The organism is Streptomyces sp. NPDC001634, from assembly GCF_040298185.1.
Classification (GTDB): Bacteria; Actinomycetota; Actinomycetes; order Streptomycetales; family Streptomycetaceae; genus Streptomyces.
Window position 1 is genome coordinate 42,583 of record NZ_JBEOZU010000027.1, and the last position, 21,144, is coordinate 63,726.

The 21,144-nt window shown below is 70.1% G+C and carries 17 protein-coding genes and 2 pseudogenes; 1 reads left to right on the forward strand and 18 read right to left on the reverse strand.

What is annotated here, in order from left to right:
* Nucleotides 1–92: 92 nt before the first annotated feature.
* Nucleotides 93–1,247 carry a right-handed parallel beta-helix repeat-containing protein gene (locus ABT186_RS19830; protein ID WP_351926089.1) on the reverse strand — a complete coding sequence of 385 codons (1,155 nt, stop codon included), beginning with the start codon at nt 1,245–1,247 and terminating at the stop codon, nt 93–95.
* A gap of 234 nt (nt 1,248–1,481) precedes the next feature.
* Between ABT186_RS19830 and ABT186_RS19835 the strand changes: the two are divergent.
* Nucleotides 1,482–2,549, forward strand: a pseudogene (locus tag ABT186_RS19835) (glycoside hydrolase family 43 protein); the annotation flags it as partial.
* A 37-nt stretch (nt 2,550–2,586) separates the two neighbouring features.
* Here ABT186_RS19835 and ABT186_RS19840 read toward each other — a convergent pair.
* The 17 genes and pseudogenes from ABT186_RS19840 to ABT186_RS19920 all read right to left on the reverse strand — a co-directional run bounded on the left by ABT186_RS19840 (nt 2,587) and on the right by ABT186_RS19920 (nt 20,847).
* Nucleotides 2,587–3,381 (reverse strand): HAD family acid phosphatase, encoded by a 795-nt coding sequence (locus ABT186_RS19840; RefSeq protein ID WP_351223386.1) that lies wholly within the window; start codon nt 3,379–3,381, stop codon nt 2,587–2,589.
* A 488-nt stretch (nt 3,382–3,869) separates the two neighbouring features.
* Nucleotides 3,870–5,189 (reverse strand): pectate lyase family protein, encoded by a 1,320-nt coding sequence (locus ABT186_RS19845; RefSeq protein WP_351926091.1) that lies wholly within the window; start codon nt 5,187–5,189, stop codon nt 3,870–3,872.
* Between the two features lie 30 nt (nt 5,190–5,219).
* Nucleotides 5,220–6,014 carry a rhamnogalacturonan acetylesterase gene (locus tag ABT186_RS19850; protein ID WP_351223346.1) on the reverse strand — a complete coding sequence of 265 codons (795 nt, stop codon included), beginning with the start codon at nt 6,012–6,014 and terminating at the stop codon, nt 5,220–5,222.
* 176 nt (nt 6,015–6,190) lie between these two features.
* On the reverse strand, nt 6,191–7,531 hold the full coding sequence (locus ABT186_RS19855; RefSeq protein ID WP_351223348.1) for an ABC transporter substrate-binding protein: 1,341 nt from the start codon (nt 7,529–7,531) through the stop codon (nt 6,191–6,193).
* A 116-nt stretch (nt 7,532–7,647) separates the two neighbouring features.
* Complete coding sequence (locus ABT186_RS19860; protein ID WP_351926093.1) at nt 7,648–9,180, reverse strand: glycoside hydrolase family 43 protein; 1,533 nt, start codon at nt 9,178–9,180, stop codon at nt 7,648–7,650.
* Entirely contained in the window at nt 9,177–10,022 is an 846-nt protein-coding gene (locus ABT186_RS19865; protein WP_351223352.1) for a DUF6807 domain-containing protein, read from the reverse strand. Before ABT186_RS19865 ends, ABT186_RS19860 begins: the two co-directional genes overlap by 4 nt.
* Entirely contained in the window at nt 10,019–11,164 is a 1,146-nt protein-coding gene (locus ABT186_RS19870; RefSeq protein ID WP_351926095.1) for a Gfo/Idh/MocA family protein, read from the reverse strand. The genes ABT186_RS19865 and ABT186_RS19870 overlap by 4 nt, the downstream gene beginning before the upstream one ends.
* A 109-nt stretch (nt 11,165–11,273) precedes the next feature.
* On the reverse strand, nt 11,274–12,173 hold the full coding sequence (locus ABT186_RS19875) for a carbohydrate ABC transporter permease (RefSeq protein WP_351223356.1): 900 nt from the start codon (nt 12,171–12,173) through the stop codon (nt 11,274–11,276).
* A complete protein-coding gene (locus tag ABT186_RS19880; protein WP_351926097.1) occupies nt 12,170–13,105 on the reverse strand; it encodes a carbohydrate ABC transporter permease in 936 nt (311 codons plus the stop codon). Before ABT186_RS19880 ends, ABT186_RS19875 begins: the two co-directional genes overlap by 4 nt.
* Nucleotides 13,106–13,232: 127 nt before the next feature.
* Nucleotides 13,233–14,963 carry an L-arabinonate dehydratase gene (araD, locus tag ABT186_RS19885; RefSeq protein ID WP_351223360.1) on the reverse strand — a complete coding sequence of 577 codons (1,731 nt, stop codon included), beginning with the start codon at nt 14,961–14,963 and terminating at the stop codon, nt 13,233–13,235.
* Nucleotides 14,951–15,862, reverse strand: coding sequence for a dihydrodipicolinate synthase family protein (locus ABT186_RS19890; protein WP_351926099.1), 912 nt, complete (start codon nt 15,860–15,862; stop codon nt 14,951–14,953). Before ABT186_RS19890 ends, araD begins: the two co-directional genes overlap by 13 nt.
* Nucleotides 15,859–16,515 (reverse strand): GntR family transcriptional regulator, encoded by a 657-nt coding sequence (locus ABT186_RS19895; protein ID WP_351223364.1) that lies wholly within the window; start codon nt 16,513–16,515, stop codon nt 15,859–15,861. The genes ABT186_RS19890 and ABT186_RS19895 overlap by 4 nt, the downstream gene beginning before the upstream one ends.
* A 136-nt stretch (nt 16,516–16,651) precedes the next feature.
* Nucleotides 16,652–17,401 carry an MBL fold metallo-hydrolase gene (locus tag ABT186_RS19900; RefSeq protein WP_351223366.1) on the reverse strand — a complete coding sequence of 250 codons (750 nt, stop codon included), beginning with the start codon at nt 17,399–17,401 and terminating at the stop codon, nt 16,652–16,654.
* Nucleotides 17,402–17,478: 77 nt separating this feature from the next.
* Entirely contained in the window at nt 17,479–18,066 is a 588-nt protein-coding gene (locus ABT186_RS19905) for a TIGR03086 family metal-binding protein (RefSeq protein WP_351223368.1), read from the reverse strand.
* Between the two features lie 90 nt (nt 18,067–18,156).
* Nucleotides 18,157–18,578: pseudogene (locus ABT186_RS19910) on the reverse strand (DUF6010 family protein).
* 167 nt (nt 18,579–18,745) lie between these two features.
* Nucleotides 18,746–19,909: a hypothetical protein gene (locus ABT186_RS19915; protein WP_351926101.1), complete on the reverse strand. Its 1,164-nt coding sequence runs from the start codon at nt 19,907–19,909 to the stop codon at nt 18,746–18,748.
* On the reverse strand, nt 19,906–20,847 hold the full coding sequence (locus ABT186_RS19920; RefSeq protein ID WP_351223372.1) for a 5-dehydro-4-deoxyglucarate dehydratase: 942 nt from the start codon (nt 20,845–20,847) through the stop codon (nt 19,906–19,908). Before ABT186_RS19920 ends, ABT186_RS19915 begins: the two co-directional genes overlap by 4 nt.
* Nucleotides 20,848–21,144 lie beyond the last annotated feature (297 nt).

The window sequence follows — 21,144 nt, forward strand, 5'->3', positions numbered from 1 at the left end:
GGGGTGCGGGGCGGTGACACTGTGCGGCTCCGCCGCGTGGGCGCGGCCGGCCACAGACGACCTGCAGCCTGCGAACCCGCCGTTTCCGGCGGTCAGTTCATTGTCGAACCAATCGCCGTGGAGCCCGTCGTCAGAAACGTGGTCGACGGCAGAGACCCGTCCGACTTCCGGGAGGCGTACGTGGTGGTCGCATCCGTCGACTTGAAGGCCGGAGTCGAAACCCCCCTGTCCCAGTTGTTGCCGGCGGACACGGTGGACGCGCCCAGCTTGGACAGACCGCCCTTGTTGCTCACGGCGAGGTTCCGGGCCGGCCGCGCCTTGCCGGTGGCGAAGTAGAAGCCCGCGTCGGTGTTGGCGTACGCGGTGTTGCGGTTGAGCACGATCGCACCGGTGTTGGAGTTCTCGGTGAAGCCGTTGCCCGCGTTGTCCCAGGCCGCGTTGTTGTTGACGACATGGGCGACCGAGGCGCCGCCGCCACCGAGCTTGAAGCCGTTGCCGTTGCCCTCGAAGGCGCGGTCGTTCCAGCGGTTCTTGCCGTTGCCGAACGCCCAGGAGTGCTCGATGGTGACGGGCGAGGAGAACTGCCACAGGTCCAGCCCGTCATCCGCATTGTTGTAGAGGCGGGCGCCGGTGACCTTGTTGCCGGTACCGGAGCCGAACTTGATGGCGATGCCATCGGCGTTCTGGCCGTGGTCGGCGGGGTCGTAGTTGCCGTAACTGTCCAGGTTCTGCACGAGGTTGTCCGTCGTGCCGTCGCCGCGCAGCGTGAAGCCGGAGTCGCCGTTGTTCGCGGTGACGAGGTTCTTGAAGATGCCGCTGACGGAGGAGGTGGCGACGAAGCCCTGGGCGGGGGAGTTCTGGAAGGTGAGGTTCTGGACGGTCCAGTAGTCGCCGTAGATCCCGGCCAGCCAGGACCCCGCGGGCAGCTTGGAGCCGTCGATCTTCACCGTCTCACTGCCGTACGCCTCCAGCGTGATCCGCGCCGAACCGGTGCCGTTCGCCGTGGACTTGAGCGTGGCGGTCGGGTAGTAGGTGCCACCCCGGACCTGGATGGTGGTACCGGCGGCGGCGTTCGCGACGGCCGACTGGAGCTGGGCCGTGGTGGAGACGGTCACCGTGGTGGAGGCAGCCTGGGCTCCGCCGTTCGAGAGGCCGAGGTAGACACCGCCCGCCCCCGCGGCGACGGCCACCGCGGCGGCGATCGAGAGCGTACGGGTGCGGCGGTGGCGTCCGGTGCTCTGAGGCACGGGCGTTCCTTTCCTAGGAATCGGTCGGCGAAGCGGGCCGGACGGGCCGTTCCGGCCCGCTTCTGATCCCTGGTCGCCGCCGCCGCGGAAAGGGTTGCCGCCGGCCCCGCGAAAGCGATCGAAACTTTCGCTCCCCTCAACCCCTCCCGCACCGATTGACGTACCGTCCCCCGCTGGTGACACTCCGAAGGCAGCTCACTCAACAGAAACCCCCAGACTCCCACAGGATGTGTCATGCGACGCCGCACCGCCCGCACGCTCCTGGTCCCCCTGTTCGCTCTCCTGCTGGGCCTGCTCGCCGCACCGCCCAGCCCCGCACGACCCGGAGCACCGCATGTGAAGCACCAGAAGTACGCCGGCTACCTCTTCGCCTACTTCACCGGCGAGGGCACCGCCGACGGCGAGCAGATCCGCTACGCCCTCAGCCGCGGCAACGACCCGCTGCACTGGCGGGAGCTGAACGCCGGGCAGCCGGTCCTCACCTCCACCATCGGCGAGAAGGGGCTGCGCGATCCGTTCGTGATCCGCTCCCCCAAGGGCGACAAGTTCTATCTCATCGCCACCGACCTGAGGATGTACCGGAACAGCAGCGGCAGCTGGGACTACGTCCAGCGCCACGGCAGCAGGTCCATCATGATCTGGGAGTCCACCGACCTGGTCCACTGGACCGACCAGCGTCTGGTGAAGGTCGCGCCCGACAACGCGGGCAACACCTGGGCGCCCGAGGCGTACTGGGACAACGTGCTCGGCGAGTACGTGGTCTTCTGGGCGTCGAAGCTGTACGCCGACGACGACCCCGACCACACGGGCTCGACGTACAACAAGATGCTGTACGCGACGACGCGGGACTTCCGCACCTTCAGCGCCCCGAAGGTCTGGGACGACCCCGGCTATTCGGTGATCGACTCGACCGTCATCAAGTACAAGGGCGCGTACTACCGCTACACGAAGGACGAACGGAACCCGTCCTCCGACTCCCCGTGCTCGAAGTTCATCACCGCGGAGAAGTCGAGGAGCCTGACGTCGACGTCGTACGGCTTCGTCTCCGACTGCATCGGCAGCGGGACGATCAGCCGGGGTGAGGGCCCGACGGTCTTCCGGTCCAACACCGGGAAGAAGTGGTACCTGTTCATCGATGAGTACGGCGGCCGGGGTTATGTCCCGTTCGAGACCACCGACCTGGACTCGGGCAAGTGGACGCCGTCCACGGACTACCAGCTCCCCTCGAGCCCGCGCCACGGCACCGTGCTCCCGGTGACGAAGGCGGAGTACGAGCGGCTGCTGGCCGCGTATCCGGCCAGCAGCTGAGCCCTGGAGTCGATCGGGCTGCCCGTACGGACTAGCTGACGAAGTACGTCGGGTTCGGGAGCTTGTACGTCCTGCCGGAGTAACCCCCGTCGAGGTCGGAGTACTGGTCGCCGAAGTCGGCGATGATGTCGTACCCGAGGGACTCGATGTGCTCGCGGGTGCCCGACTTGTACTGGACGGTCGTGCACTTCCAGGTGCCCGGGGTCGCGCAGTCGCTCAGGTAGGACGGCGGGTTGGCCGCGTCCTTGAGGAACATGTGGTCGGCGTCGAGGTTGATGTCGGCGCCGACCTTTTTCAGGTTCTCGACGGCGGCGGAGCGCTGCGCTTCCTTGAGGCCCGAGTTGTAGAAGACCTCGACGCCCTTGTCCTTGGCGTACTGGACGAGCGCGGGGGTGCCGGGGACGGCCGGGCGGTCGGCCTTGGCCACGTAGTCGGCCCAGGTGGCCGGGTTGTACGTGTAGTTGGTCTTCTTCTCGTAGTCGAGGCTGAGCAGCAGCGTGTCGTCGATGTCGAAGACGACCGCGGGCTTCTCGCCCCGGTGGTGGGCCTTGCGGGCCGCCTTGTCGATGTAGTGCTTGGCGTCCGCCTCGATGTGCGCCAGGTCCTTGGCGTACGGGCTGTCCGCGGACGCCTGGTACACGCCGTTGCTGTCGAGCGTGGTGCCGTAGTAGGTGTCGATGTCCTTGACCAGGAGCCCGATGTTGTAGGGCTCGTGGGTGGAGTTCGCCGTCGACTGACCGGCGGTGGCCGCGCCGGCGCCGTACAGGGCCCCACCGGCGACGACACAGGCCGCGGCGAGGGCCGCGATGCGAAGTGGCTTATGCATGACAAGATTTCTACGCGCGTCACCCCTGTCTGCGCGAGGCCCGTTGCCCGATCGATACCTTCTCGATCGGCGCAACGTGCCGTACGTGCCGCCGCCGGGCTTGGGTGTGCCGTTGGCGTTGTCGCACACGACCACCACGTCCCGGGGGTTCCCGGAAGCGCCGATCCAGGTCATACCGGTGCGGGTGGCGTCGACGAAGACCGTCTCCCGGTACGTCCCCGGCGCGATGATCAGCGTGAATCCGCTGCCTCCCCCGGTGCTTGACGCCTCGGAGGTGCCGCCGGCGGCGTTCACGGCGCCCTGCACGCTGGTGAAGTCGCCCGCGCCGTCCGGGTGGACGTACAGGGTCCTGTCCCCGAGGCGTGCGGACGGGGAGCCGTACCGTCCGAACACGGAGGCCGCCCGGGCGGGGGCCGCGAGGCCGAGCGCTACGGCGGCGCCGGCACTCGCGACGAGGAAGGCTCTGCGTCCCATGGTCGCTTCCACGGTCAGCAGACCTTTCCGGCGCCCGCACGATGGTCGACGATGCCCGGCACGGCCTGAGCCGGGTCGACCCTGGTGCGCAGGGTCGGCGTCCAGCCGGCGCCCGACTGGAGGGTCTCGCCCGGGATCTCCGCGTTGTGCACGACGATCAGGTCGGTGAGCGTGCCGTTGACGTAGTTGTCGTCGGCGGTGAGCGGCGCCTCCTTCCACTTCTTCAGGATCTTCGCCGCGCTGATGCCGTCCGGGAGCGTGAAGGCGTTGTGCTCGGCGACGAGCTGGGACTCCATGCCGATGCCGTAGCTGTAGGAGAAGTCCGTGCCCGCGACGAAGTGGTTGTTGTAGGAGTCGACCTGCCCGAAGCGGACGCGCGGGGCGCGTTCCAGCAGGTTCGAGAACAGGTTGTGGTGGAAGGTGACCTTGAGGTGGCCGCGGTCGACGGCGGCCGTGGAGGCGCTGTCGCTGTTGCCGATCAGGATCGTCTTGTCGTGGTCCTCGAAGACGTTCCAGGAGGCTGTCACGTAGTCGGCGCCCTTGACGATGTCCAGCTCGCCGTCGTGCTGCTCGTAGATCCGGCCGTAGTAGTACGGCAGGGAGCTGTCGGGGTGGTCGCCGTCGGTGAACGTGTTGTGGTCCATCCAGACATGGGTGGACCCGTAGATCACCGCGCTGTCGTACTCGGAGTTCCAGTTGCCGTCGGCGGTGTCGGTCGGGTCCCACTGCGGGAAGCAGTCGAGGGGGCTCTCGAAGCTGAGATTGCGGACGATGACGTTGTCGACGCCCTTGATCTGCAGGCTGGCACCCATGAAACCGGCGTCCTTGCCGATGCCGACGATGGTGGTGTTGGCGGGGACGTACGCCTTGACGTAGGCGTCCTGCAGGGCGGCGGATGCGCGGCGCAGTCCCTCGGGGCTGCCGTCGGGCTCACCGTCCAGGTTCTTGGTGCGGCCCCAGGTCTCCGGGGCGTAGGTCTTCAGATAGGTGTCGAAGTCGTAGCCGGGCACCTCGAAGGAGGCGCAGCTCGGGCCGTCGGCGTCGATCGTGCCCTTCACCTTGATGATCTTCGGCGCGGTGCCGCCGTCGGCGAGCGCGGCCTTGAACGCGTCCCAGGTGCTGACGGTGTAGACGTGCGCGGCGTCGGCGGCCGCGCCGCCGGTGGTGCCGGGACCGGAGGAGCCCCAGCCGTCGTTCGCTGCGAGGGTCTGGCGGCCGAGGTCGCGGGGCTGGACGGCGTGGGCGGCGGGGCCGGTGAGGGCGAGGACCAGGGCGGTGCAGCCGGTCAGCACAGTCCCAGTAATGACATGCTCATGCCATTTCAATGTGCGCATGGGTGCGGCTCTCCTTGGCTGGATGCGTGGTTATGCGGTGGGGGCCGGAGGCCAGGTGATCCAGGACTCGGGGATCTCCTCGTGCAGCCGGCGGACGTTCCGGGGCGCCAGCACCCGCCGGCGCAGCAGCTCGCCCGCGACGAGACGGGCCACGGCGATCGCGCCGGGCGGGTTGAAGTGGGTGTTGTCCTGTTCGGTGGTCGTCCAGTTGAAGTACTTCTTGGTCTCCTCGACGCCGAGCTTCTGCCACAACGCGAGCGAGAGGGCCTCGATGTCGAGCAGTGCCACGTGCTCGTCCGCGGCGAGGGCGCGCATCGCCGCCGGGTACTCGCCGTGGGTCGGCAGGGCCTTGCCGTCCGCGTCGAACTTCCTGCGCTCGACAGGGGTGGCGAGCACGGGGCGCGCACCATGGGCCCGCGCGCCGTCGATGTAGAGGCGCAGACAGTCCTGGTAGGTGGTCCAGGGCTCGGTGTACCGGGTGGGGTCGGCGCTCTTCTCGTCGTTGTGGGCGAACTGGACGAGCAGGATGTCACCGGGCCGGATGACGGCGAGGATGGCGTCGAGCCGCCCCTCGTCCACGAAGCTCCTGGAACTGCGCCCGTTCATGGCGTGGTTGGCGACGACGAGACCGTCACGGAGAAAGAAGGGCAACGCCATGCCCCACCCCGTCTCGGGCGCGGCGTCGGCGTACTTCTGAGCGGCGGTGGAGTCGCCGGCGATGTAGAGGGTGCGGTCGCCCGCGGCCCGCGCGGGCCCGGTGACCGAGAAGGCGAGGGGAACGGCGGCGACGGCCGCCGAGGTGACCTGTCTACGGGTGAGGGACACTACGGTGCGCCTTTCGACCAAGGGGTGGGAGAGAACCAAGGGGTGGGAGAGACAGGGGCGCGGGGCTGAATCGAATATCTGGCTCCGCCCCGTGGGCGCGCCCAGCCACGGACGGCCCGCAGTCGAAACTCGACCTCGCCGACCACGGACCGAACCGCGGCTGAACCTGCGGAGCCCTACCCCTTCCTCTTCTTCCACTCGGCCTGCGCCTTGTTGAGCTGATCGGCAAGCGTGTCCAGGAACTGCTTCGCAGTCATCTTCCCGAGCAGCACCTTCTGGAAGTTCGGCTCGTTGTCGGCCTTGGAGATGGTGTTCCAGTCGGGCAGGTAGTACGGCAGCTGCACGATCTTGGCGCTGGCCCCGTTCAGCGCCTCCGCGGCGAGCTTCGTGGGCTCGGCCTGCTGGATCCAGGCGTCCTTGGCCGCGTCCGTGTTCGCCGGGACCTGGCCCGCGGACTGGTTGAACTTGGAATTCTCCTCGTGCGAGACGGCGAACTCGATGAACTTCCAGGCCGCCGCCTTGTTCTTGCCGGCCTTGAACAGGCTCAGCCCGTCGACCGGATTGGACACCTGTACGCGTGTGCCGTCGTCCAGAGTCGGATTCGGGATGCCGCGGAACTTGGCCGCACCCAGTGCCTTCACATGGTTCTGGTAGGAGCCCAGGTTGTGGCTCAGCATGCCGATGGTGCCGCTGTCCCACTGGGCGACCATCTTGGTGAAGTCGTTGTTGACGTCGGCGGACGGGGTGTCCTTCTTGTAGAGCGCGACGTACTTCTCGAGGGCGGCCACGTTCTTCGGATCGTTGACGGTGGTCTTGTCAGCGTTCCAGAACGAGGTGATCCCGGTCTGGCCGTACACCGCGTCCAGTGCCGGTGCGATGGAGCCCGCGCCGCCGCGGATGGTGAAGCCGAACTTGTTCTTTCCCTTGTCGGTGAGTTTGTCGGCGGCCGCGTAGAACTTCGACCAGGTGGCCGGAGCGTCCAGCCCGGCGGCCTGGAACAGATCCGTCCGGTACCACAGCGTGCCGTTGTTGGCCGAGGTCGGCACCTGGTAGATGGCGTCACCGCCACCCGCCGACTTGGTGACGGCGAGCAGGTTCTGGCTCAGCTTGCCGTTGAGCGAGCTCTTCTCGATCCGGCTGTCGAGCGGCTCCAGCGCCCCTTGGGCCGCGACCTCGGCGAGCATCGCGGTGCCCACGCCGCCGACGTCGGGCAGGCCGCCGCCCTGGATGGCGGTGTCGTACTTGGACTGGGCGCTCGCCGCCGGTACACCGACGTAGTCGACCTTGATGTTCGGGTACTTCTTCTCGAAGTCGGCGATGATCTGCTTCCAGATGTCGGTGCGCACCCCACCGTTGTTGTCCCAGAAGGTGATCGTGCCCTTGCCGGAGCCTTCGTTGCCCTTGTCCCCCGCGGCGCCGCTGCCGTCGTCACCGCAGGCGGTGGCGGTCAGCGCGACAACGGAACCCAGGGCGACGGACAGGACGGCACGCCTGCTTCTGCGATTGCTGATCTTCATTGGCCGGCTCTCTTCTTCTGGATCCAACGGAGACATGAAGTCGTGGGGGATGAACGGCAAGCGCTTGCTACGGAGGTGCGTCATTGCGGCTCCCAACAGGCGTACGGGTGCGGTGGTTACAGGGGGTTGATCCGGAACTGCGTGAAGGTCGCCGCGCCGGCATGCCCCTGGCCGGTGGGCGCGAGCGCGAAGAGGCCGAGCAGGGCACCGACCCAGCGCCAAGGGGTGGCGGCGAAGACCTGGCCGGAGGGGCGGGCGCCGTCTCCGAGGTCGTACGAGAAACGGCAGCGCGCTCCGGCCCCGATCTCGATCCGCAACCGCGCCCACCCCTCGGGTGCAGGGCGCGGATGGCCGGCGTCCCGCTCCGTCTCCCCTCCCGTCTCGGCGAACCGGTGCACGAGGCGGACCGTCCCGTCCGCGCCCCGCTGCAGTCCGATCCAGCAGAACGCGTCCCCGAGCACGGCGAGCCCGGCCCTGGCCCCCGGCTCCTCGCTGGTCAGCCGCAGCTCCACCTCCACCGCGCACGGGCGTCCCGGCAGCCGCTGGGTGAGCACGTTCGGCAGTCTGCGCAGGTCGTGCGCGTGGGCCGACCGTACGCAGGTCAGCCGCAGCCCGTCCGCGGAGTGCTGGGTGGCCCAGCCTTCCTGGGCGTTGGCCGTCCACTGCCACTGCCGGCCGTAGCGCCCACCGGGGAAGTCGTCGTCGGTGGCGGGCGCGGCGGGCGGCTGCGGCGGCAGATCCGGTTTGCGGTGCACGGCGACGGGGGCACCGTCGTCACCGATCACCGGCCAGCCTTCCCCACCACCCCAGCGCATCGGCTGGAGGTGCACCACACGTCCATACGCGCCCCGCTGCTGGAAGTGCAGGAACCAGTCCTCACCGGACGGGGTGCGCACCCAGCCGCCCTGGTGCGGCCCGTTGACGCCGGTGTCCTTCTGCTCCAGGACGACCTTCTCCTCGTACGGTCCGAAGAACCCGCGCGAGCGGAAGGCGCCCTGCCAGCCGGTCTCCACTCCCCCGGCGGGCGCCAGGATCCAGAACCAGCCGTCGTGCCGGTAGAGCTTGGGTCCTTCGAGCGTGAACCAGCCGGGGATGCGGTCCGCGTCGACGATCACCTTGCCCTCGTCCAGGACGGTGGTCCCGTCGGGGTGCATTCGGTGGCCGGTGAGGCGGTTCTTGATGCCGGAGCGCGACCTGGCCCAGGCGTGCACGAGGTAGGCCTCGCCGGTCTCGTCGTCCCACAGCGGGCAGGGGTCGATCAGGCCCTTGCCCTCCTTGACCAGGTGCGGGCGGGTCCAAGGACCGTGTACCCCGGGGGCGTTGACCTGGAAGACGCCCTGGTCGGGATCGCCCCAGAAGATCCAGAAGCGGTCGTCGTGATGGCGCAGGGACGGTGCCCAGACGCCGCAGTCGTGGCGCGGGGCCGCGAACCCGGCCTCGGGTTCCAGTCGTTCGAGGGCGTGGCCGACCAGTGTCCAGTTCACCAGGTCCCGGGAGTGCAGCAGGGGCAGACCGGGGGCGCGGCCGAAGCTGGATGCGGTCAGGTAGAAGTCGTCGCCGACGCGGAGGACGTCCGGGTCGGACCAGTCGGCGTCGAGGACCGGGTTGCGGTAGGTCCCGTCGCCGAGGTCGGCGCTCACGAGGCTCATGGGCTCACCGCCTTCCGTACCAGGGCAGCGGCCTCGTCCCGGCCGAGCCGCCCGTCGGCGACGACCGTGACGATCCGGCGTACGAGCGTGTCGCCGGGGCCGATGGCGACCCGCTCGTCGAAGGCCAGGGACGAGCCGACGCCCGGGTACTCGTCGGCGCGCACGAACCACGGGTCCCGGCGGGTGTCGTCGGTGGCCCCGGCGAACACCAGCGTCCATCCGGCGCCGGCGAGGGCGAGCCAGTGGGCGCGGGTGCCGTGGATTGCCGGTTCGCCCACGCGGTCGGCGGTGAAGACGTCCGGCGCCGACGCCTCCCTGCGGGCGCGCCAGAAGAAGCCGCCGTAGGCCGCGCCGGGGCGCCCGTTGGTGGCGGGGCTGCCGATCGACAGCAGGCCGGGCGTCACATTGGTGAGGGAGAAGGTGAAGTCCAACGCCCATGCGGTGTCAGTGAGTTCGGTGGCGGCGACGGTTCGGCGCTCGCGCAGTAACTCGTTGCGGGCGGCCACCCGGCGCAGCTCCTCGACGAAGCCGTCCGGGTCCCGCAGCTGGAAGGCGGTGTGGCGCTGGGCACCGTGGTTGTCCAGCTCGGCCGGGCCGTGGTCGCGGACGAAGGTACGCCCGCCCCAGAAGTTGTGCCCCTCGACGTCGGGAACGGCGACACCGACGCCGAGGTGGTGTGTGTGGTCGGCGGGGCTCAGTTCGGTGACCGCCGTGCCGGACAGGGTGGTGACGGGGTGCAGGTAGGGGCGTGGGGAGAGGCGGGCCGGCAGTTCGGGCCGGGTGACGTAGCGGCCGACGGGGCGGCCCGCGACGCGCAGGACCAGGGTGTCGTTGGTCGTCATGTGCTCACCTCTTTCGGTAGAGCCCAGGAGGCGCCCAGCTCGGAGTAGAGGGCGAGGGTGTCGGCGGAGGCCGCGACGAGTCCGTCGATGCCGCGCACCACCCTGCGGTTCTCGCCGGGGAGGAGGTGCCAGGCGTCGGAGGGCAGTGCGGCCGGGTCGTCGGCCAGCCGAATCGCTTCAACCACCTTCATGAACGCGCCCGTCGCGTCGGGTTCGACGAGCAGCGCGGCGCCGGTGGTGAGGTGCTCGACGAGGTTCTCCAGCAGGTCCGTGCGGCCGTACTCGGTCTCCTCCGGGCCGTGGCCCGCCCGTTGGAGCAGGACGCGGTCCTGCTTGTACCAGTAGGTGATCCGGCCGTGATCTCCGTGCACCAGGACGTACGGCTCCCCGGGCTCCTCCGCGCACAGGGTCGCGGCCACGGTGACCGGGCCGTTCCTGGTACTCACGCGGACGCAGGAGGTGTCGTCGGACTCGATGTCGTTGGCGCGCAGCAGCTCGGTCTCGACACGGATGACGTCCTGCGCGCGGGTGGCGCCCAGGAGGGCGAGGCCGGTGGCGACGGCATGGGCGAGGGGATTGGTGAGCACGCCGTCGACCACGTCGACGCCGTTCAGGCGGCGCCTGCCGGCCCAGGGCGCCCGCCGGTAGTACGCCTCGTCGCGCGCCCAGGCCCCGGCCCCGCCGACGCCCATGACCTCCCCGATCGCGCCCTCGGCGATCAGTTCCCGGATCGCGGGCACGGCGTGCGAGCCCAGCGACTGGAAGCCGATCTGGCAGACCACTCCCGCCTTCGCGACCCCGTCGGCCATGCGGCGGAACTCGGCGTAGGAGGGCGCGGGCGGCTTCTCCAGCAGGATGTGCACGCCCCGCTCGGCGGCGGTGAGGGCCAGGTCGGTGTGGGTGGGGATGGGTGTGCAGATCACGGCGGTCCGCGCGCCGGTGGTGTCGAGGAGGGCGCCGAAGTCGGCGGACTGGACGGGGGTGCCCAGGCCCTCGGGGATCTCGTCCACGGCCAGCGGGGTGAGTTCGCAGATCCCGGCCAGCCGGACGACGCCCTTCTCCTGGAGTCGAAGGATGTTGTCGACGTGCCAGCGGCCGTGACCGCGTGCGCCCGCCAGGACGATCGGGACGGCTGTGCTCATGGGATCCTCCCTGCGCCCGCGCCGCGCGCCGCCTCTCGGTCGGCCTTCCTGGCGCTGTCGATCTTTCCGAGCAGGGTAAGCCGCCGGACGGGGGCCGCCTGGGGGTGTCTCATCCCTTCACCGCCCCCGCGCTGAAGCCCGTGATCAGCCACTTCTGGATGAAGGCGAACACGATCACGACGGGTACGGCGGCGATGATGCCGCCCGCGGCGAGCACCCCAAGGTCGACGCTGTCGGCGCTCATCAGGGTGTTGAGGCCCACCGGGATGGTCTGCTTGCTCTGGTTGTTGAGGAACATCAGGGCGAACAGGAAGTGGTTCCAGGAGTGCACGAAGGCGAAGGAGCCGACGGCGATCAGCCCGGGCCGCAGCAGCGGGAGGACGACCACGCGGAAGGCGCGCAGCCGGTTGCAGCCGTCGACCCAGGCCGCCTCCTCCAGGGAGTACGGGACGTTCTTGATGAAGTTGCTGATCAGGATCATCGACAGGGGCAGCTGGAAGACCGTCTCCGCGATGATGACGCTGCCCAGCGAGTTGATCATCCGCAGGTTGGCGAAGATCTCGAACAGCGGGACCAGAAGCAGCGCGCCCGGCACGAACTGGGAGCACAGCAGGGCCAGCATGAAGCCACGCTTGATCCGGAAGTCGAACCGGGCGAGGGCGTAGCCGCCGGCCAGCGCGACCAGCGTCGTCATCACCAGGGTCGAGACGCCGACGAGCACGCTGTTCTGGAAGTAGGTGCCGAAGCTCCGCTCGGTCCACACCTTCTGGAAGTGGTCGAAGGTGACCGGCCAGGGCACGAGGGAGGTCGAGCCGGCCGGGCGCAGCGCGAACAGCAGAATCCAGTAGAAGGGGATGAGGGTGAAGACCAGGTAGACCGAGAGGGGGAGATAGATCTGCCGGCGGGGCACCTCGTCCCAGGCACGTCGGTGCTTCTGCGCCCGCTGCCGGGGCTCGGGGGCCGGGCGCTCGGGAGCGGGCGCCACCGGGGTGGCCTCCTTGGTGATCACTTGTCCCCACCTCCGAACTTGCTCAGCCGCAGATAGACGATCGAGCAGAAGAGCAGAATCACGAACGCGACCGTGGTGAGCGCCGAGGCGTATCCGAAGTTGTGGGCGTCGACGCTGGTGTTGGCGATGTAGAGCGGGAGTGTCGTGGTCTCGCCCGCCGGGCCGCCGCCGGTGAGGGTGAAGAGCAGGTCGACGTTGTTGAACTCCCACACCGCGCGCAGCAGTGTGGACAGCACGATGGCGTCCTTCAGGTGCGGCAGCGTGATGTGCCAGAACTGCTTGAGGCGGCTCGCCCCGTCGACCTCGGCGGCCTCGTACAGGTCCTTCGAGACGGACTGCAGATCGGCGAGGATGAGGATCGCGAAGAAGGGGACCCCGCGCCACAGGTCGGCGACGACCGCCGCCGGGAAGACCGTCGAGGTGTCCGACAGCCAGCTGGTGCCGTACGAGCCGATGCCCATGTCGGCGAGATAACGGGTGATGCCCGTCTGGGAGTTGTAGAGGAGCACCCAGATCGCGGAGGTCAGTACGCCGGAGACGGCCCACGGGGAGAAGACCAGCGCGCGGCCCAGTGCGCGCCCGACGAACGTCTGGTTGACGATCAGCGCCAGCGCGAGCCCGAGCAGCAGCTGCAGTCCGACCTCGGCGAAGACCCACTTCGCACTGAAGGTCAGCGTGTCCCAGAACTGCGGGTCCTTGGTGAAGGCCTGGACGAAGTTGTCGAAGCCCGCGAAGCCGTTCCGCCACGGCTTGGTGGGGTTGTAGTTCTGCAGGCTGTAGTAGAAGACGCTGACGACCGGGTAGGCGATGAAGCCCAGCATCAGCAGGGCCGCCGGGGCGATCAGCAGGTACGGGAGCCTGCGCGGCGTCGCGGAGGCACGGCGCCGCCGGGGTGGCGCGGGCGGTTTCGCCACGGCTGCGGCTTGGGCCATGACTGTTCTCCGTTCGCAGTGGGGCGTTTACAGCGGGTGCAGGAAGCGCTTGCTCCATACGCACGGGTGAAGCGCTTCAACGGTGGTGCTCGGTGCCGTCCGTGCAGCGGCCGGGGTCTGGGACGGGTCAGCCGGCGTACGGGTCGGGAACCTGGCCCGGCCGGGCCAGGAACTCGAAGTCGCAGCCGGTGTCCGCCTGGGTGATCTGCTGGTTGTAGAGCGCGCCGTAGCCGCGCTCGTACCGCTCGGGCGGCGGCGTCCACTCCGCCAGGCGGCGCTCCAGCTCCGCGTCGTCCACATGGAGCCGGAGGGTGCGCGCCTCGACGTCGAGCGTGATGCTGTCCCCGGTCCGTACGAGGGCCAGCGGTCCGCCGACGTACGACTCCGGCGCCACGTGCAGCACGCACGCCCCGTAACTCGTGCCGCTCATCCGGGCGTCGGAGATCCGCACCATGTCCCGTACACCCTGCTTCAGCAGGTGGTCGGGCAGGGGCAGCATCCCGTACTCGGGCATGCCCGGACCGCCCTTGGGTCCGGCGTTGCGCAGTACCAGTACGGTGTCGGCCGTGATGCCCAGCCCGGGGTCGTTGATGGTCCGCTGCATCGCCTTGTAGTCGTCGAAGACGACCGCGGGCCCGGTGTGCTTGAGCAGGTGCGGTTCGGCGGCGATGTGCTTGATGACGGCGCCGTCCGGGCAGAGGTTGCCGCGCAGTACGGCGACCCCGCCCTCGCTCGCGACCGGGTTGTCGCGGGGCCGGATGACGTCGTCGTCGTGCACCTGGGCGCCCGCGATCTGCTCGCGCAGGGTGTCGTACGAGACCGTCGGCCGGTCCAGGTGCAGCAGGTCCGGGATCCGGGACAGGAACCCGGGCAGGCCGCCCGCGAAGTGGAAGTCCTCCATGAGGTACCGCTCGCCACCGGGCCGCACATTGGCGAGCACCGGGACCCTCCGCGCGATGCGGTCGAAGTCGTCGAGGGTGAGCCGGATGCCGGCCCGTCCCGCCATGGCGATCAGATGGATCACGGCGTTGGTCGAGCCGCCGAGCCCGAGGACCGTGGTCACCGCGTCCTCGAAGGCCTCGGGGGTGAGGATGTCGCTCAACTTCCGGCCCTTGTGGACCAGTTCGACGATGCGGCGGCCCGACGCGGCGGCCATGCGGTCGTGTCCGGAGTCGACGGCCGGGATGCTGGAGGCGCCCGGGACGGTGACGCCGAGCGCCTCGGCGGCGGCCGTCAGCGTGGATGCCGTACCCATCGTCATGCAGTGCCCCGGCGACCGGGCGAGTCCGCTCTCCAGCTCCGCCATCTCACAGTCGCCGATGAGCCCGGCGCGCTTGTCGTCCCAGTACTTCCACATGTCGGTGCCGGAGCCGAGGACCTCGCCCCGCCAGTGGCCCGGCAGCATGGGCCCGGCGGGCACGAAGACGGTGGGCAGGTCGACGCTCGCCGCCCCCATGAGCAGCGCGGGCGTGGACTTGTCGCAGCCGCCCATCAGCACCGCCCCGTCGACCGGGTACGAGCGCAGCAGTTCCTCGGTCTCCATCGAGAGCAGATTGCGGTAGAGCATCGGGGTCGGCTTCTGGAAGGTCTCGCTGAGCGTCGAGACCGGGAACTCCAGCGGGAAGCCGCCCGCCTGCCACACCCCCCGTTTCACGGCCTGGGCCCGATCACGGAGGTGCACATGACAGGGATTGATGTCGGACCAGGTGTTGAGGATCGCTATGACGGGCTTGCCCAGGTGCTCCTCGGGAAGGTAGCCGAGCTGACGGGTGCGGGCCCGGTGGCTGAAGGAACGCAGCCCGTCGGCGCCGTACCACTGGTGGCTTCTGAGCTCCTCGGGCCGCTTCACAGGGGCCACCCGGCGGCGATGGCGGCGACCTCGGCGCGCTCTTCCTCGGGCAGCGTCCTGCTGGGCGGGCGCACGTCGCGGCGGCACAGGCCGAGTGAGGCGAGGGCCTCCTTGACAACGGTGACGTTGTTGGCGGACCCGTTCGCCGCGCGCAGTTCCTCGAAGCGGCGGATCTGCTCCCAGACCTTCATGGCAGCCGGGTAGTCGCCCGATCGAAGCGCTTCGATCATGTTCAGCGAGACGGCCGGGGCGACGTTCACGAGCCCGGAGGTGAAGCCGGTGGCGCCCGCCGAGAAGTACGAGGGGGCGTACGGCTCGGCGAGCCCCGCCACCCATACGAAGCGATCGAGGCCCCCGTCCCGTGCGAAGCCCGCGAAGCGGGCGGCGTCCGGGACGGCGTACTTCACCCCGATGACGTTCGGGCAGTGGTCGGCGAGTTCGGCGAGCCGGGTGCCGGGCAGCTGGGCATTGCGGATGTAGGGGACCACGCCCAGCTCGGGCACGGCCTCCGCGATGGCCCGGTGGTAGTCGACCCAGCCGCCGGCCGAGACGTAGGGATGCACGGGCTGGTGGACCATCACCATCCCGGCGCCGAGCTCGCGGGCATGCCGGGCGGAGGCGACGGCGGTGGGCACGTCATGCCCCACGCCCACCAGGATCGCGGCCCGCCCCCCCGCCTCCTCGACGGTCAGCTCGGTGACGAGGCGCCGCTCCTCGGGGGTGAGTCCGTAGAACTCGCCCGTGTTCCCGTTGGGCGTCAGGGTTCTTATCCCGCCGTCGAGCAGGCGACGCAGCAGGGCCCGATGGACGTCCCGGTCGACGGTGCCGTCCTCGGCGAACGGGGTGACCGGGATCGCCACCACGTCGGCCAGGGCCGCCCGCTGGTCCTCGAACGCCACGCTGCTCATTCCTGACCTTCCTCTTCCCCGGCCTGGGGGAACGCTCGACGGACGAACGACGCGATGTGGGCGTGCAGGGCCTGCGCCGCGCCGTCGGCTTCGCCCTCCAGGGCGAGCCGCAGGATCTCCCGGTGCTCGGTGGCCTCCCGCTCCCAGGAGGGGTCGGCGGCCCAGGCGACGGCGGAGACGAGGGCGGCCTGGTCGCGGACCTCGTCGAGCATCCGGCCGAGCAGCGGGTTGCCGCACGGCGTGTACAGCGCGCGATGGAACTCCCGGTTGGTCAGGGAGCGTTCGGCGGTGTCCGTGGCCGCGTCCGCACGGTTCAGCGCGTCGCGCGCGGCGTCCAGGGAGGCCCCGCGCCGCACCGAGCGCCGCAGCGCCTCCGGCTCCAGAAGCAGCCGGACGTCGTAGACCTCACGCGCCATGTCCGCGTCCACCATGCGCACCGTGACACCCTTGTACTGGCTCATCACGACGAGCCCGGTCCCGGCCAGGGTCTTGAGCGCCTCGCGCACGGGGGTCTTGGACACCCCGAACAATGCGGCGAGTTCGGTCTCGACCAGGGCCTGGCCGGGCGTCAGCTGTCCGGTGAGAATGCGGTGTTTGATCCCCTCCAGCACAAATTGCGTGCGGGAGGGAATCGGCGTGGGCACAGAGGTCATGCGCGCCTCTCGGATCTCGCGTATCTGATCTCGCGTATCGCGTCTCATATATGACGTACGAAGTACGACGCGACGAACGTAGGAGCGCTCATGTATTTCGTCAACGCTTCTGGCAAAGGAAGTTGAGGTTGCCGGTTCAGACGGTCTTCGTCTCGCCCTCGCGGGCGGCGGCGGTCGGGCCGCCGAAGATCGCGGCGGCGCGCCCCACGGCCGCCTCGCGGGTGAGCGTGGGTCCCACGTGGGTGACCAGGAGCTCGCGCGCGCCCTTCGCACAGGCACCCGCGTCCTCGGGCGTGAGATGCACCTGCTGTTCGCCTTCGCGATGCCGGTCGATGTCGGCCTCGCACAGGAACAGGTCGGCGCCGGAGGCGAGTTCGGCGAGTGCATCGCAGGGGCCGCTGTCCCCGGAGTAAGCGAGGACGCTCCCCTGGCACTCGGCGCGCAGCCCGTACGCCTCGGTGTCGTGGGCGACGGCGCGCGCGGTGAGGCGCAGGTTCCAGTGCTGGACGAAATGGCCGTCGTACAAGGGCCGGAAGTCGAGGATGCCGCTCAGGAACCGCACGTCCGGGTGCCCGAAGAACCCCGCGAGGCGCCGTACGCAGTCGCCCGGCGCGTACACCGGGATCGGCGCCGGCGGGGTGAGTCCGCCGTAGGCGAAGGCGTAGACGGCACAGAGCAGGTCGGCGCTGTGGTCCGCGTGCAGGTGCGAGACCCAGATCGCGGTGAGCCGCGTGGGATCCGTGTGCCGCTGCAGTTCCGCGAAGGTGCCGGGCCCGGCGTCCAGCCATACCTCGGCGCCCCCGCCGCGCAGCAGATAGCCGGAGCAGGGGCGGTCCGGCCCCGGGTGCGGAGAGGCGGTGCCGAGGACTGTGAGGCTGAGGGGCATGGTGGGGAGGGTACGTATCCGGGTCCGGGTTCGTCCTCCATTTCAGTCTGTTTACGGCTTCAAGCGTTTGGCGCCGTTTACGGCTTCCAGCCGGGATCGCGTCCGCTGAGGCCGACGGCACGGTCGAGGAGCGGGGCGTCGCCCGGGACGGGCACCACGGGGCCGAAGGCGCCGTTGCCGCGGCCCGACTCCTCGGCCGCCGCGAGGAGGAAGCCGTACGACGCCTGCAGCGCGGCCGGGTCCGGCTCGTACTCCTGGCCGGTGGCCCGTGCCAGGTCCCAGCCGTGGATCACCAGCTCATCGGCCGCGACGGCGCCCGCGACCGCGCCCGGCAGGGTCACGCCGCCCGCCCGGGTCATGCCGGTCCAGGCCGCCGGGTCGCGCCAGGCCCCGGCCAGCTCGTCGAGCGCCTTGGGCAGCTCCTCGCGCCAGCCGGGCCCGATGTCCGGCACGGCGGCGTTCGGGCTGGTGTCCGTGGTGACGCCCAGGTCCTTGCGTCCGGCGTCCCGGAAGGCGACGGCCAGCCCGACCAGATGGCCCAGCATGTTGCGCACCGCGCATTCGGGGCACGGCGTCACGTCCGTGAGCTGCTCGTCACGCACCCCGGCCGCGAGCCGGGCGACGATCCGCGTCTGCGGTTCCAGGTCGAGGATCGTGTCGGTCATCTGTTTTACCTCCGCGTTCATCGGTTCTCAGGAGGTAGACCGACGACGTCCGCGAAACTCATCGCCCGGGGGCCCGCCAAGGGGTCCGCGTCACGCGGCCGTCCGGTCCTGGACGACCGGGGACCGCCCACCGCGCAGAAGCTCACGCAGGGAGGGCCCTCCGCGCAGACACCACAGGGCGATCACCGGGTCGCAGATCGCGCAGCCCAGCGAAGAGCCGTGGGCGAAGGGGACGATGGGGTGGCCCTTGAGGTGGTGCACGACGTCCCACGCGGTGTGCAGCAGCCGGCCGATGCCGATGAAGGTCCACGAGTCCAGGCCTCGGTGGGCGACATAGGTGGCGAGGGCGGTGAACGCGAACTCCTGGCCGCCGAGGCCGCCGCCGCTGAGGTAGGCGGCCCGGCTCCGGCGGCCATGACGGCGTTGAGGCGCCGCCGGTGCGGTTCGCGGAGGAGGGACATCAGGAGCAGCACGTAGAGGACGCCCATGCCGATCGGCGCGAGGTACTGCACGGGGGTGCCTTCCTGGGGTCGTGCGGACGACGCGACCGGCCGGCGCGGGAACGGCTCACCACGCCAGGTCCACGTCCCTGCGCGCCCCAGGGGCATTACTGACAGCTTCCAACGGATTTCCGTCCGGCGGACCGCGCGCGGCGGTACGACCGTCGCGGCCCCCTGGCTCAGAGCCGGGCGAGTGCCGCGCGCACGGCCTCCAGGTCGCCGTCGGACGCCAACCCGGCGTGATAGAGCCGCAGTTGCGTGGCGCCCTGCTCCACCGCCCTTCGCGCGTCCTGTTCCAGGGTCCCCGGGCTGCCGCCCATCCCGGCGACCACGGTGAAGTTGGCCGCGAGGACGGCACCCTCCCGGCCCTGTTCCGCGAACGGGGTCAGCAGGCCCGCACCGCCCGTGCAGGGCACCACGACTCCGTCCGCGACGGACAGGACGTGCGCGGGGTCGACGCCCGCGTTGGCACCGCAGTGGTAGGACACGGGGTCGGCGTGCAGCAGTACCTGGAAGCCGTCGGGTGCGGCCGCGCGAACGGCAGCGACCGCCGTCTCCTGGAGCGTGCGGGCGGTTTCGTCGCGCCACGCGCGCGTGGCCGCAGACCGGGATTCGCCCAGGAGCTTCTCGACTCCCGCCCACCCGCCGTCGGAGGGCGCGCCGCGCCACACCGGCTCCACGGCGGCCCGTACCGCTGCCGCCAGTTCACCGGCGTCCAGGCCATGATCCCCGTACCCCTGCCGGCAGCTCTCGCAGAAGCACAGCGACATGAGGTACTGCCCGGCGTCCCCGAGCCCCACCCCGGCGATCTTGTCGTGTGCGTGCAGATGCGCGAGACCGTACCAGCCGAGCGACTCCAGCTCCGTCCCGCGCGCGCCCGGCCGCACCGCCGCCTCGGCCGCGAGGTCGACGAGGTACGCGCGCGTGCCGGGCTGCGCGATGCACGGGGCCCACGGGTAGCGGTCGCCGTACACGTTGACCACCGAGGTTTCCGGATGCTCCTCCCCCAGGCGGGAGTTGTGCGCCAGCACGACCCAGGTGTGCACGTCGAGCCCCGCACCGGTGAGCGCCTCGGCCGCCTCGCCGAACGCGTCGCCCGGGGCCCAGTCCCCGGCCGGGTAGGGACGCAGGGTGCGGCCCTCCCAGCGAGCGTCGGCCGGATAGAGCACGGCCGCGTGGCGGGCCGTCACGATGCGGTGGCGCGGGTGGCGGGGCGTGAGCGCCCGCGTGGAGTGGTACGCGGAGGCGAGTGTCGCCTGGCGGACGCCCAGCGCGGCGATGCGGTCCGCCGCCTCCGGGTCCCCGTTGACGTCCCAGGGGTAGACGAACGCCGACGCCTTCACATGCCCTCCTGCAGCAGTTCGTACCCACGGTCGATCAGCCCGGCGAGCTGTTTGACGTGCTCCTCGGCCGACTCGTGCAGCGGCGGCCGCACCTCGCCGACGTCGAGACCGCGCAGCCGTACGCCGGCCTTGACCAGCGAGACGGCATAGCCGCGGCCCTGGGCGCGCAGTTCGACGAACGGGCGGTAGAAGCCGTCGAGGAGCCGGTGGACGGTGGTGTCGTCACCGGAGCCCAGCGCCTTGTGGAAGGCGAGGGCGATCTCCGGGACGAAGCAGAACACGGCCGAGGAGTACAGCGTGATGCCGATGCCGCGGTAGGCGAGCTGGGTCTGCTCGGCGGTCGGAAGCCCGTTGAAATAGAGGAAGTCTCCCGGGGCCTCGCTGCGGACGGCGCTGACGATGCGCTGCATCAGATCCAGGTCGCCGAACCCGTCCTTGAAGCCGATGACACCGTCCGTCCGGGCCAGTTCGACCACGGTCCGAGGGGTGAACACGGCGTTGTCGCGCTGGTAGACGATGGTCGGCAGCGAGGTCGCCGCGGCCAGTTCCCGGTAGTGCCGCAGCAGCCCCGCCTGTCCGGCGACGACGAGATAGGGCGGCATGGCGAGCAGCCCGTCGGCCCCGGCGCCCTCCGCGAGCCTTGCGAACCGCACGGCGAGCGCGGTCCCGTATCCGGCGCCCGCCACGACCGGCACCCGCCCGTCCGCCGCCTCGACGGCTGCCCCCACGCACGCCTCGTACTCCTCGGGCGTGAGCGCGTGGAACTCGCCCGTGCCGCAGCACGCGAAGACGGCGGCGGCACCCGCCTCCACGCCCTTGCGCACATGCGCGCGGTAGACGTCGAGGGCGAGGGAGCCGTCGGGCCCGTACGCGGTCACGGGGAAGAACAGCGGCCCGCTGGGAATGCCGAGCCGAGCGGCGAGAGGGGCTGACGTCACGGGCTCTCCCTTGAACAGGCGCTCACACGCGGACCGGACCTCGCGCCTGGTGCATGTTTCTGATCCATGTCCATATCTCTGAACGCGCCCACGCTAAAGGCCCCCTCGAGGCGGGTCAAGCGTGCAAACCGGCAATACGGAGGCGGTTTTCGCCCCTCCCCGTCACACTTGACGGGCCCGGCGGACACTACTTAGCGTGTCCATGAATGTGAATGCTGTACACGAATGCGGCCGTTGAATGGCGAACGAGCCACGGTACGTCGACTCGGCGAACGAGCCACGGAACAAGGAGAACCG

Excerpts from the sequence above, each read along its gene's own strand:
- ABT186_RS19865 (WP_351223352.1), bottom strand. The coding sequence starts at position 10,022 with ATGACGACCAACGACACCCTGGTCCTGCGCGTCGCGGGCCGCCCCGTC.
- ABT186_RS19860 (WP_351926093.1), bottom strand. The coding sequence starts at position 9,180 with ATGAGCCTCGTGAGCGCCGACCTCGGCGACGGGACCTACCGCAACCCG.
- ABT186_RS19870 (WP_351926095.1), bottom strand. The coding sequence starts at position 11,164 with ATGAGCACAGCCGTCCCGATCGTCCTGGCGGGCGCACGCGGTCACGGC.
- ABT186_RS19895 (WP_351223364.1), bottom strand. The coding sequence starts at position 16,515 with ATGACCTCTGTGCCCACGCCGATTCCCTCCCGCACGCAATTTGTGCTG.
- ABT186_RS19840 (WP_351223386.1), bottom strand. The coding sequence starts at position 3,381 with ATGCATAAGCCACTTCGCATCGCGGCCCTCGCCGCGGCCTGTGTCGTC.
- ABT186_RS19890 (WP_351926099.1), bottom strand. The coding sequence starts at position 15,862 with ATGAGCAGCGTGGCGTTCGAGGACCAGCGGGCGGCCCTGGCCGACGTG.
- ABT186_RS19905 (WP_351223368.1), bottom strand. The coding sequence starts at position 18,066 with ATGACCGACACGATCCTCGACCTGGAACCGCAGACGCGGATCGTCGCC.
- ABT186_RS19900 (WP_351223366.1), bottom strand. The coding sequence starts at position 17,401 with ATGCCCCTCAGCCTCACAGTCCTCGGCACCGCCTCTCCGCACCCGGGG.
- ABT186_RS19855 (WP_351223348.1), bottom strand. The coding sequence starts at position 7,531 with ATGAAGATCAGCAATCGCAGAAGCAGGCGTGCCGTCCTGTCCGTCGCC.
- ABT186_RS19880 (WP_351926097.1), bottom strand. The coding sequence starts at position 13,105 with ATGGCCCAAGCCGCAGCCGTGGCGAAACCGCCCGCGCCACCCCGGCGG.
- ABT186_RS19845 (WP_351926091.1), bottom strand. The coding sequence starts at position 5,189 with ATGCGCACATTGAAATGGCATGAGCATGTCATTACTGGGACTGTGCTG.